The 12,233-nt window shown below is 62.5% G+C and carries 9 protein-coding genes; 6 read left to right on the plus strand and 3 right to left on the minus strand.

Annotated elements, in window-relative coordinates; translation table 11 throughout:
- Window positions 1-371 precede the first annotated feature (371 nt).
- Window positions 372-1,748 carry a tryptophanase gene (locus HUN39_RS06800; RefSeq protein ID WP_175093696.1) on the minus strand — a complete coding sequence of 459 codons (1,377 nt, stop codon included), beginning with the start codon at window positions 1,746-1,748 and terminating at the stop codon, window positions 372-374.
- A gap of 276 nt (window positions 1,749-2,024) precedes the next feature.
- Window positions 2,025-3,347 carry a hypothetical protein gene (locus HUN39_RS06805; RefSeq protein WP_175093697.1) on the minus strand — a complete coding sequence of 441 codons (1,323 nt, stop codon included), beginning with the start codon at window positions 3,345-3,347 and terminating at the stop codon, window positions 2,025-2,027.
- A gap of 414 nt (window positions 3,348-3,761) precedes the next feature.
- Between HUN39_RS06805 and HUN39_RS06810 the strand changes: the two genes are divergently transcribed.
- Window positions 3,762-4,559 (plus strand): lytic murein transglycosylase, encoded by a 798-nt coding sequence (locus HUN39_RS06810; protein WP_175093698.1) that lies wholly within the window; start codon window positions 3,762-3,764, stop codon window positions 4,557-4,559.
- Window positions 4,560-4,632: 73 nt separating this feature from the next.
- Here the strand turns inward: HUN39_RS06810 and HUN39_RS06815 are convergent, their stop codons facing one another.
- Entirely contained in the window at window positions 4,633-5,382 is a 750-nt protein-coding gene (locus HUN39_RS06815) for a hypothetical protein (RefSeq protein ID WP_175093699.1), read from the minus strand.
- Window positions 5,383-5,842: 460 nt separating this feature from the next.
- Here HUN39_RS06815 and HUN39_RS06820 point away from each other — a divergent pair, with 460 nt between their 5' ends.
- The 5 genes from HUN39_RS06820 to HUN39_RS19465 all read left to right on the plus strand — a co-directional run bounded on the left by HUN39_RS06820 (window position 5,843) and on the right by HUN39_RS19465 (window position 12,025).
- On the plus strand, window positions 5,843-6,610 hold the full coding sequence (locus HUN39_RS06820) for a Bax inhibitor-1/YccA family protein (protein ID WP_175093700.1): 768 nt from the start codon (window positions 5,843-5,845) through the stop codon (window positions 6,608-6,610).
- Window positions 6,611-6,727: 117 nt separating this feature from the next.
- Entirely contained in the window at window positions 6,728-7,456 is a 729-nt protein-coding gene (locus HUN39_RS06825) for a cytochrome c biogenesis CcdA family protein (protein ID WP_175093701.1), read from the plus strand.
- Window positions 7,414-8,631 carry a DUF1624 domain-containing protein gene (locus HUN39_RS06830; protein WP_232365957.1) on the plus strand — a complete coding sequence of 406 codons (1,218 nt, stop codon included), beginning with the start codon at window positions 7,414-7,416 and terminating at the stop codon, window positions 8,629-8,631. The genes HUN39_RS06825 and HUN39_RS06830 overlap by 43 nt, the downstream gene beginning before the upstream one ends.
- Before the next feature lie 154 nt (window positions 8,632-8,785).
- The gene (locus HUN39_RS06835; RefSeq protein ID WP_175093702.1) at window positions 8,786-11,380 is read left to right on the plus strand and encodes an MMPL family transporter; all 2,595 of its coding nucleotides are present in this window, start codon (window positions 8,786-8,788) and stop codon (window positions 11,378-11,380) included.
- A gap of 72 nt (window positions 11,381-11,452) precedes the next feature.
- On the plus strand, window positions 11,453-12,025 hold the full coding sequence (locus HUN39_RS19465; RefSeq protein ID WP_175093703.1) for a DUF2147 domain-containing protein: 573 nt from the start codon (window positions 11,453-11,455) through the stop codon (window positions 12,023-12,025).
- Window positions 12,026-12,233 lie beyond the last annotated feature (208 nt).

Raw genomic sequence — 12,233 nt, forward strand, 5'->3', positions numbered from 1 at the left:
GCCAAAAGGCATTCTGTTCACCGGCGATTTTGAGGTATCTGCGATGCCCGCGCTCATTCCTGGCAGCTGGTATATTGGATTTGCGTGCAAACAGTGCCGACAACGCTTTGCTTTTCTGAGCGAGCTGACAGGCACGGGCGCTCTGGAGATATCCGGGCCCGCCACATTTAAGGTGACGTGCCCGAACTGCGGAGCGCGCGGAGAATATTCGGCCACCGAGGTCGTACAGTTTCAGGCCGCTCAGGGTGGCCCATCGTCGACCGCCTAGAGCGCTTATCGATCACATCGAATCATGTGATCGATAAGGGCCGCCTCTAAGGCGAGTTACGCCGCCCTCACGTAACCTCACTTGCCGCCGCAGCGCTCGCGGCTCAACCGACTCGTTCGTAATGGGCGGTGAAGTGCCGCAGAAATGGCGCCTGTTCGGTGATCCGGTAGGCTGCGATTGATTCGCGCTGGCGGCCGATGGCGTCCAGCACTTCAATCAGATAGTCGAAATGGCTCTGCGTATAGACCCGGCGAGGGAACGCCAACCGCACCAATTCGTGCGACGCTGCGATTTCCTCTCCCCCCTCTGACGCAGGCTTTCCGAACATGACGCTGCCGAGCTCGACGGCGCGAACGCCGCCTTCAAGATAAAGCGCATTGACGAGCCCGATGCCGGGATAGTCGCTGGCCCTCAGATGCGGGCAAAACGCGGCGGCGTCGATGAATATGGCGTGGCCGCCGGCGGGGCGCACGATGGGGATGTCGCGGGAGATCAGCGCCGACGCCACATATTCGACGGTCGCATGCCGATAGCGCTGATAGTCGTATTCCAACGCTTCCAACAAGCCGACGGAGATTGCCTCCAGATCACGGCCGGCGAGACCGCCGTATGTCGGAAATCCTTCCGTCAGGATGAGCAGGTTACGGAAGTCATCGGCCCAAGAATCATTGTTGCAGGCCAGAAATCCTCCGATATTTGCGAGCCCGTCCTTCTTTGCGCTCATCGTCGCCCCATCGGCGAATGAAAACATTTCCCGCGCAATTTCCAACAGGCTCCGATCGGCGAAGCCCTGCTCGCGTTCTTTGATGAAGAATGCGTTTTCCGCAAAGCGGCATGCGTCAATTATCAGCGGGATGTTACGCCTTTCCAGGATTTGCTTGACGCTCCGGACGTTCTCCATCGACACCGGCTGGCCTCCGCCGGTGTTGTTGGTCACTGTCAGCATGCAGAAAGGAATATTTCCGGCGCCTTCGATCTCGATCAACTGTTCGAGTCGCGCGAGGTCCATATTTCCCTTGAACCGTTTTTCAGATTGCAGATCGCGCGCTTCGGCCGACGGCAGATCCGTCGCGACGGCGTCGACATATTCGATGTTCGCGCGCGTCGTATCGAAGTGACCGTTGTTGGGAACGACGTTCCCCTTTTTCAAACGCGTCGCAGCCAGAATGCGCTCAGCGGCGCGTCCCTGATGCGTCGGGAAAATGTGTTTGAAACCGGTAATCTCGCGCACGGTTCGCTCGAATCGTCGCCAGGAGCGACTGCCGGCATAGCTTTCGTCGCCGAGCATGAGAGCCGCCCATTGGCGGTCGGACATGGCCCCCGTGCCGCTGTCGGTCAGCAAGTCGATGGTGACGTGGTCGGCGTCCAAAAGGAAGACGTTGTTGAACGCCCTTGCAAGAAGGACTTCGCGCTCGCTGCGCGTGGTGATGGGCAGCGCCTCCGTCATCTTGATGCGAAACGGCTCGATGATCGTTCTCACGGGAATGCTCGCGTTTGAAAACCGAAACCGACCGGGCTGTCGGCCACGTGCACTTCAAATGGGCCTCATCGCACGCTGGTCCACTTCCAAACGCGAACGGCAGGCATCGACGCCTCCTTCAGAGCGGCGCGCGAGCTTCTGCTCCCTCGTAGATTATTCAGCGGGGATCATCGGGCAGTTTGTGCGCCGCCAGGCGTTCGCGCGTTTGACGCGGCAAGTGCATCGCGCCGGCGGCGACGATCAATTGTGGGCGAAAGCGTCGATCAACGGCGATCGTTACTGCCTCTCCCCGAGACGCCCGAAAAACTTGCGAAGCGAATTCGCGGTGCGCTTCAGAAAGGTGGAGAGGCCGTCGGCTTTCCGAGAGGCGTGACGGCTGGCGTTCCTGTCCTTGGCTTGATGCTTGGGTTTGGCGTCCACGCCGGCATTGACTGCTCCGCGCTTTGACTCAGAGGCGTTTTGCTCTTGTTCGGGCCTGATCTGCTCACGCGATCTTTCCGGCGCCACGGCCGCAGGCTCCGCATTTGAATTCTTGTCCGGCTTTGCAGGCGCGGCGGCTTCCGGAGCGGCCCGCGGAACCGGCGCCGGCAGAGTCGCCGCTGGCGCAGCCTCATTGCCATGGAGAGCCTTGTCTCCCTGCTCACGCTCTTGGAAGGGAGACGGCGCTTTGCTGCCCTGCCCGGCGCCCGGCGCAACCGGACTCGGCTTCGAGTTTTCCGGCGTTGCGGCCGGAGGCGCGGCAATGATTGCGGCGTCGCTCGGCCCTGCCGGCGCGGCGCCGCTCGAATGTGTCGTCGCGTCGTTTTTCGGCGCGCTTCCATTCTCCATGGGCTTTAGCGCCGGGGCGTCGGACGTCTCCGCCTTGGGCAATGCGCTCTGGCTGCGATTAGTCTTTTCCGTTTTTTTCTGCGGCGCGCCGGGCGCATTGGCGTCATTGGTCGAGCCGACAGGGCCCCACAGCGCTGTTGTGACGCCGATGACGGAAACCAAACCGCCAACAACGATGAGGCCGGCGATCATGATGGTTCGGCCGGCGCGGCGCGGCGGCTTGTCGAGAACCGTTCCGTCGTGGCGGCTTACAAGAGGCACAAGGGCTGTTGCTGAAGCTTCATCATTGGCGCCTGTCGCCGCGTCTTGGTTCGCAGATCCGCGATCCTCGGACAGGCTGATGCGCTCCACCGCGACGCCGCCATCCGACGGCGACGAGTCCAGATCTGAAATGGAATTGTCGTCGCCACCGCCCGGCGCTCCTTCATCAGATCTGGCGATCGTTTCTTGTCGCCGTTCTTCTTGCTGGTGACGCTTGAAGCCCTCGATGAGCCAGTTATCGACGGGAACTTCCTTGCTTGCCGCATGCGTATGCGCGCTACGGGATTGATGCCTCGCCGCTTTTTCGCGCTCGTCCTCTTGCCGGCGCCTGAAGGCTTCAGCGATCCAATTATTGCCTGATCCGTCGTGAGCTCGGCGCGTTTCGCCAATGTCGGCATCGCCTGGGGAAGCGCCGCTCTCGCTGCTTCGCCGCGCGTCTTCGCGGCGTTTAAAGGCGCCGAGCGTCCAATCGCTTTCGAGAATTTCTTGCAAAATCTTATCCCCACTCACCGGCTCCGCTCCTGCGCTCAAGGCTGCAGCGACGATCATCCGGGAACGCATGAGGTCTACACGAATGATCGATGCTAGCTGACTGAGGGCGTGCGTCAATGATCCTGGGCTAGACTCCGACTTGGTCAAGTTGGAGGCGCGCCAAATGTGGGCTCGAACAACCCCCTAACGCAAGCGTCACTTGAACGAGAGCAGCCGCGGTCGGCCGTTCAATGCCGAGCTTACGACGCGCCATGTGGAGCCGCCATGTGGCGCCATGTGGATGCGCCATGTGACGGTGGCGCGGAAACGGCCATTCGAGGTAAGCTCTCGCTGAAGCGGGAAGAGATACAAGAGAGCTGGAACGCCGCGGCGGCCGCGCCTGACGGCCACGACGGAAGCGAGTTCAGAAATTTAAACAAAAGGAAACAGACTATGCGGACTGTCCTCAAATTTTCGATTGCGCTCGCGTTTGTTGGAATCTCCCATCCCGCACTGGCGGCCCAGTGTGGACGCTCGGCGGCGGGCTTCGACAATTGGAAGCAGGAATTTGCCCAGGAAGCGCGCGGCCACGGCATAGGTCAGGCTGGCATCAGCGCGCTGATGGGCACCCATTACAACGCGGCGACGATTTCCGCCGATCGCGGCCAGAAGAGCTTCCGCCTTTCGCTCGACCAGTTCCTCGCCAAGCGCGGCGGCTCGGCCATCGTGTCGCGCGGCCGCGCGCTCAAGCGGTCCTACGGCGGACTCTTCGCCCAGATCGAGCAGCGCTACGGCGTGCCGCCGGGACCTCTTCTCGCGATCTGGGGAATGGAGACCGGCTTTGGCGCGGTGCATGGCAACCAGCACGCGCTGTCGGCCGTGGCGACGCTGGCTTATGACTGCCGCCGCTCCGACTATTTCACCGATCAGCTCTATGCCGCGCTGACCTTGGTCGATCGGGGCGCGCTGTCGCCGAGCGCCCGCGGCTCCATGCATGGCGAGATCGGCCAGACTCAGTTCCTGCCGAAAAACATCTTGAATTACGGCGGAGGCGGCAACCTCGACGCCGCGGCGCCCGCGCTCAACGCCACGGCGAATTTCCTTCACGCCCATGGCTGGCGCGCCGGCGGCGGCTATCAGCCAGGCGAAAGCAATTTCAGCGCGATCCAGGCGTGGAATGCAGCTTCGGTCTATCAACAGGCGATTGCGCAGATTGGCCGACAGATCGACGGCGGCGGCGCCTACCAGTGACGCGCCAAGCCAAAAAAACGCCGGCGCGAATGGCGCCGGCGCTCATTCCAAAAACGCTTAAGGCGAGGCGCTCTCACTCAGCCGGAGTCGCCTCGGGTCCGTGATCCTCGTCTGGCGCAGTCGGCGGCGGCGGCGGCGGAGGTTTATGAGCCTTGGCCGCAGCCGTCGTCTCACGACGGCGATGGACGAGATAGATCGCGAAGGCGGCGACCGTGCCGAGGCCGAGCGTAAGATAGATTGGCAGGTCTCGCATGAAGCTCTTTCCCACCGAGAAGGGGAAGCGCGACACCCAACGCTCTCCGTGGTCGCCTGTGACGGTGACGATGCCGACGAAATACCCGGGTTCATTGAACGTATGTTCGAAATTGATGGTGCCCGTCGGATAGCTCTTGGGTTCCCGGTAGGCGACAGTGACGGCCTGGAGATCCTCGTTTTCCTTCTCCTCCCCGCCGACATCCTTGACGATGCGCAGTTCGACCTTCATGTCGCGCAGTTCTTCCTGCTCCGCGTCGAAAACCATGATAATCGGCCCGGTGGCCGGAATGTCCTCGCAGAATTCATTCTTGGAGGCTTCCGGCAGATAGCCGGTGAAATTCATGATGTCGGGGCCAATGAAGAGCCGGCACCGGCCTTCGGCCGCCCCCAAGCGCCCATGCGCCTCGGCCGGAGCGGGCGCGCCGACGACCATCGCCACGACAGCGGCCGCGGCCAAAAAAATCGCGAGGCGAACGCCTCTCGCGAAACGGCAAGCGCCCCGCGGCGTGAAGCGATCTTCACCCGCGTCCGGCGCGCGATGCGCTTCCGGATTTCCACCATCACGCATGATGACCTCCTGGGTCTTCGTGTGACAAGAACACGCGACTCTCAGAAATGTTGCCTTCGCGCCGCACCGCCGCCCCCGTGAAGCTTACGCTCCAGGGAGCCGCTCTAACAACGCCTGAGGCTTGATGTTAGCGGATTTCGCCGCATCAGCAAGGGTGCGACGATCAGTCGCTGTTTCCGCGCTGCGCAACTTGGCGGGACCTTTCCGCGCGCGGCTCCGTCGGGATCGCCGACGCTCGAACGGACCCCGCGCCGGGGGATCGATTTTGCAGCGCGAAATAAAATTGACTGAAATCAGAAAAAATATCGTAAGTCTGCTCGCTGTCGTGAAACCACCTTAACAAGAGTTCATTCGTGGAACGCTTGCCACTCAATTAAGGCGGAGCCATATTCAGCGCGAGGCTGGGGTGCGCTCTCCATATTGCGAAGCGCGGAACAGCCAACCAGACCAAGAGGATCACATGTCCAACTTCGACCGCAACACCAGCTTCGGCTACGGGCGCGGGGTCGCGCGGCCGACAACGGCTGAGATCGACCAGGGCCTGCGCGCCTATATGCTTGGCGTCTATAATTATATGACGCTCGGCCTCGGCGTGACGGGGCTCGTCGCGCTCGGCGTTTATATGCTTGCTGTCGCCAAGGTGGCGCCCGGCGCGATTGAACTGACGTCCTTCGGCCAGGTGCTCTACACGACGCCGCTGCGATGGGTAGTGATTCTGTCGCCGCTGGCGTTCATCTTCTTCATGGGCGCGCGCGCGAACACTATTTCGGCGGCGACGGCCCGCAATCTCTTCATCGCCTTCGCGGCGGTAATGGGATTGTCGATGTCCTCGCTTTTGCTCGTCTTCACGGGCGTATCGGTCGCTCGGGTCTTCTTCATCACCGCCGCGGCGTTCGGCGGGCTGAGCCTATATGGCTACATGACGCAGCGGGATCTGTCGGCCTTCGGCTCTTTCCTGGTGATGGGCGTCTGGGGGCTCGTGATCGCCGGCCTCGTCAATCTGTTCCTGCAGTCGACCGGCCTGCAATTCGCGCTGTCGATCATCGCGGTTCTGGTGTTCGCCGGCCTGACGGCCTGGGACACGCAGAACATCAAGGACATGTATTACAGCAGCGACAGCTATGAAGTCGCGCAGAAGAAGAGCGTTTTTGGCGCGCTCTCGCTCTATCTGGACTTCATCAACATGTTCCAGTCGCTGCTGTTCCTGTTCGGCCAGCGCAACAACTAAACGGTCGACCGGACCGATTAAGAGCCCCGCTTCGGCGGGGCTTCTTCTTGCGTACGCCTTTGCGGTCCGGCCCGCCCCGTGGCAGATACGCGCCGAGCGACCTAACGAGGACCCTTAATGGCGGACGTCACATTCCCGGCTGCTGCGGCGGCGGGACTATTGTCCTTTCTCTCTCCCTGCGTGCTGCCTCTGGTCCCGCCCTACCTGACCTATCTCGCCGGCGTCAGCATGGAGGATCTCGAACTCGAGACCCGCTCCCGCGCACGGCGCGACATTCTGCTGTCGTCGATTCTGTTCGTTCTTGGCTTTACGACGGTCTTCGTCGCGCTTGGCGCAACGGCCAGCGCCTTCGGCGGCGTGCTGCGCGCCAATCTGCATATCCTGTCCTGGGTCGCGGGCGGGATTATCATTCTGATGGGCTTGCACTTTATCGGCCTGCTGAAGGTCAGCCTCTTGTATCGCGAGAAGCGCGCCGAGATCACGAAGCCGATAGGGCTTTTCGGCTCCTATGTCATGGGCCTCGCTTTCGCCTTCGGCTGGACGCCCTGCATCGGACCCATCCTCGCCGCGATCCTCGCCGTCGCCGGGACGCAGGAGACGGTGCCGCTCGGCGCCGCTCTGCTCGCAACCTATTCGCTCGGCCTCGGTCTGCCTTTCATCCTGGCCGGCTTGGCGCTCGGCCGCTTCCTCGCCTTCGTCGCGCGTTTCCGCCGGCATTTCGGCAAAGTCGAAAAGATCGTCGGCGTGCTGCTCGTCTTTACCGGCGTCGCATTTCTCACAGGCGGCGTGCAGGAGATGTCCTATTGGCTACTGGAGCTGTTTCCCGGCCTCGCCAAGCTCGGATAGGCGGAACGCAAAACCCGCTCTATGACGAACACCGGCTGCCGGAGATCGACCGGCTGCGCGGCCTCGTCATGGTCCTCATGGCGCTCGACCATATGCGCGACTTCTTCGACGCGGACGTCATGCGCTTCTCGCCGACGGATCTCGATCACACCTATCCGTTTCTGTTCTTCACGCGCTTCATCACGCATTTCTGCGCGCCGACCTTCACCGTGCTCGCCGGCGTCGGCGCCTGTCTCTATGGCGTGAAGGTGAAAGACCCCGCGGCGCTTTCGAAATTTCTTGCGGCGCGCGGCCTGTGGCTGATTTTTCTCGACGCCGTCGTCGTCAGTCCGATCTGGAGCATGGGTTCGGGGCGCATCGAACTCGGGACGCTCTGGGCGATCGGCTGCGGCTTGCTGGCGCTCTCCGCGCTATCGCGACTGTCGACGAGAACCGTCCTTGTCATCGGCGTCTCGATCATCTTCGGCCATAATCTGCTCGATGGCGTTCACGCCGCCGACCTCGGCGCTTTCGGACCGTGGTGGAATCTGCTGCACGAACCCGGCAAACTGCCGTTCGACACGCCCGGCGGCGTCATTTATCCCGCGCTCCCCTGGATCGGCGTCGCGACGCTCGGTTATGGAATCGGTCCGCTGTTCCTCGAACCCGCTGAGCTGCGCGACCGCGCGCTTTATGTCGCCGGCGGCGTCGGGCTGGCGCTTTTCGTCGCGCTGCGCTTCTCGAATCTCTATGGCGATCCGCATCCCTGGAGCGTCCAGCGCGACTCCCTGTTCACCCTGCTCTCCTTTCTCAACGTCACGAAATATCCGCCCTCGCTTCTCTATCTTCTGGTGACGCTTGGCGGCGCGGCGTTGACGCTGCCCGCGTTGGCGCGCGCCGGAAAAAGAATCGGCGAGGCGCTGACGGTCTTCGGCCGCACCCCGTTGTTCTTTTACGTCCTGCACCTTTACGTCGGCGCCTTCGCGGCGCTGGCGCTGAGCCTGGCGCGCGGCTATTCCCTGGAAGACGTCGCGGCCTGGGCAAAAGGCGGGGGCCCGCCGCCGGAATTCGGCGCGGGGCTCGCGGGCGCTTACGTCGCGTGGATATTGATTGTATTGGCGCTGTACCCGCTGTGCCGCTGGTTTGCACAGGTGAAGCGCCGACGCCGCGATCTCTGGTGGCTGACGTATTTGTGACGAGGTGGCGTTAAATTGGCGCACGGCGTCGCCATTAAGGTTTCGGCGTAAGCCGCCTTGGTGGTCGCGCAGCGCGCTTGTATAGAGGAACCCGACCCAAGAGCGCCGATTCTCGCTCATATGAGGTCTTACGCCAAAAGGCGGGAAAAACGGAATGCTTGAAAAGCTGGTCGCCTTTTGCCTCCGCTGGCCTTGGACAGTGGTTCTGCTCACTCTCTGTCTGACGGCGGGGGGCGTATATGTCACCGCTGAACGGTTCGCCATCGATACGGAGACCGGAAATCTTTTCTCGCCAGATATCCCCTGGCGCAAGAATGAAGCGGCGCTCTACAAAGCCTTCCCGGACCTCCTCGACGTCATCGTCGTCGTCATCGACGGCAAGACCAGCGAAGAGGCCGACGACGCCGCGAAACGTCTCAACGCGGCGCTGCAGGGCCAGCCCCTCCTGTCGCGCGTATGGCGCCCGGACGAGCACGAATATTTCCGCAAGAACGGCCTGTTGTTCCTGCCGGTCCCCGACATCGAAAAACATGTCGGCGTGATGATCGGCCAGCGCGACGTTCTCGAACCGCTCGCCGAAGATCCAAGTTTGCGCGGCCTGTCGAGCGTGCTCGTGGACAACTTCAAGTCCGCCTCGGGCAGCGAACGCGCCATGAAACTTTACATCAACGGCGTCGAGGAGTTTTCCGCCGGGATCGAACAGGCGCTCGCTGGAAAACAGGCGGAGGTCGACTGGGGCAAGCTGCTGGCGTCGGGGGGAAGCGCGCCCGCCGCGCCTGAAATGGACAAGCGACGCATCGTGATCGCCAAGCCGGTCGTCGACTATTCCGACCTTCAGCCGGGCGCCGACGCGATCAGGCTGGTGCGAAAGACGGCGGCCGACCTGCATCTCGACGAAGAACATGGAGTCAAGCTGCGCTTGACGGGTCAGGTGCCGCTCGCGGACGACGAATTCGCCACCATCTCGGAAAACATGACTCTCAACACCACTGGCACGCTCGCCGTGGTGACGCTCATTCTGTTCGCCGCGCTGCGTTCGCCAAAGCTCATTCTCGCGGTCCTCATCACCCTGCTCGCAGGTCTCGCCATCACGTCGGGGCTGGGGATCTTGATGATCGGCCGCTTCAACCTGATCTCTGTCGCCTTCGCCGCGCTGTTCATCGGGCTTGGAGTCGACTTCGGCATTCAGTTCGCAACCCGTTATCGCGAAGAACGGCACAACGACAACGATCTCGAGCGCTCTCTGCTTTCCGCGACCCGGGGCATCGGCAGCTCGCTTACGCTCGCCGCGGTGTCGCTGCTCGCGGGCTTTTTCTGCTTTCTGCCGACGTCGTTCAGCGGCGTGTCGGAACTTGGACTCATCGCGGGCGTCGGCATGATTGTCGCCTACGTCGCAACTCTCACGTTCCTGCCGGCGGCGATCAAATTGCTGCGCCCGCGCGCGGAGCATGTGCCGATCGCGACCACGTCGCTTGCCGCCGTTGACCACTGGATCGCGCATCACCGGGCCTTCGTGCTGATCGCCACGGCGATCGTCGTGCTCGCCGGCATGCCGGCGCTGATGCATCTGACCTTCGACTCCAATCCGATGAATCTGCGCGATCAGAAGGTCGAATCGGTCGCGACTTTTCTCGATCTCTCCAAGGACCCCAAGACGGCGCCTAACAAGATCGAGGTGCTCGCGCCGTCGCTCGAAGCCGCGCGCGAACTGGAAAAGAAGATCGAGGCGCTGCCTGAAGTCGACCACGTCGACTCGATCGACTCCTTGGTCCCCAAGGATCAGGACGACAAGCTCGCCCTCGTCGACATGGCGGTTTCGCAATTGCGCGGCGTGCTGAATCCCAAGATGAAATCGCCGCCAAGCGACGCCCAGACCGTCAAAGCGCTGACGAACGCCGCCAAGGCGCTGCGCCGCGCGACGGCGAAGAAGCCCATCCCGGCCGTGACGCGCTTCGCCGACGACCTCGAGGCTCTCGCCAAGACGAGCCCGGAGACGCGTGCGGCGGCGCGCCAGGCGGTGTTCGGCGGCTTCGACAAGATGCTCGGCGAAATCCGTCAGGCGCTGCAAGCGCAGCGCGTGACGATCGACACGCTGCCCGAGGATTTGCGTCGCGACTGGATTTCCAACACCGGCCTGGTGCGCGTCGAGGTGACGCCCAAAGGCGACAGCAACGACCGTGTCGTCATGACCGAATTCGCACAAGCGATGCAAGCCATCGCGCCGGACGCGAGCGGTCCGCCGGTGATTGTGTCGGAAGCGCAAAAAACCATTACGCGCGCGTTTCTCGAAGCTGGACTCTACGCCTTTATCGCGATCTTCATCATCTTGGCGGTGGCGCTGCGCAATCCGCTCGACGTCGCCTTGACGCTGGGCCCGCTGGTGCTCGCCGGCATCATGAGCCTTCAGGCCGCCGACTTACTCGGCATGTCGCTTAATTTCGCCAACATCATTGCGCTGCCGCTGATGTTCGGCGTCGGCGTCGCTTTCCACATCTATTATGTGATCGCTTGGCGAAAGGGCGTCGTCGACATGCTGGCGTCGAGCCTAACCCGCGCCATCTTTTTCAGTTCTCTGACGACGGGCACCGCTTTTGGCAGCTTGATCCTGTCGAGCCATCCCGGAACGGCGAGCATGGGCCAACTTCTCGCCATTGCGCTGTTCTTCACATTGCTCGCCGCCTTCATTATCGTGCCGGCGTTTCTTGGCCCGCCACGCGCGCCAGCAAAGGATGCGAGGGACGTGGCTTGACGGAGTCGGCGTTCCGCCGTTCGCTACTTTGAGCGAATCATATTCATCGCAACCGAACAGAGGTCCGGCGTCATGAGAAAAACACTTCTACGCATCGCGATGGCGACGGCCCTCTGCGCCCCCACGGCGGCGTACGCCGTCGACGCCGTTAACGGCGTCTGGGTTCGCGAAGGACATCCGAACGACAAGCTGGAATTTTACGACTGCTCGGGCAAGCTTTGCGCCAAGGGGATCGAGGCGATGCCAGATGGCTCACCAGCCCCGCAGGTCTTGCGCAACGCCGCCAAAACAACGCTCAACCACTGGGAGGGCGAGATCAATGATCCCGAGAGCGGCAAGACCTACATCGGCAAGATCACGCTGGATTCGCCGACATCGCTGACGATGACCGGCTGCCTCGTCGCCTTCCTCTGCCAAAGCGAGACCTGGACCAAGGTTTCCGGACCGACCAAGCCGGCGGCCGACGCAAAGCCTGCTGGACACGATCCTGCCGCCAAAGCGGCCGCGCCCGCGCCGGACGCGAAGGAGCCCGCGGCGAAACCCTCAGCCCACGAACCCGCGGCCAAGGAAACGGCGAAGCCCGCCGTCAAGGCGACAAAGCCGGGAAAGGGCAAGACGACAGCCCCTCCAGCCCAAACGGAATAGCGGGGCGCTCCGGCGCGCGGCGGGGACGGTCCTTACCGATAGGTAACTTGACCGTCGCAGCGCGCCGCGCGAGCTTAGAATGCACAGCTTTTCGCGCGTTGACGGCCATCGCGCGCCTCCCCGCCGCCGCTTAGAGGCCCGCAACTCGTCGCTCGTCAGGTCTTCGGACCAGCGGCAGCGCGTTCGCGAGTTGCAGAGACGAGCGACG

It is taken from the genome of Methylocystis silviterrae (genome assembly GCF_013350005.1).
GTDB classification, from domain to species: Bacteria; Pseudomonadota; Alphaproteobacteria; order Rhizobiales; family Beijerinckiaceae; genus Methylocystis; species Methylocystis silviterrae.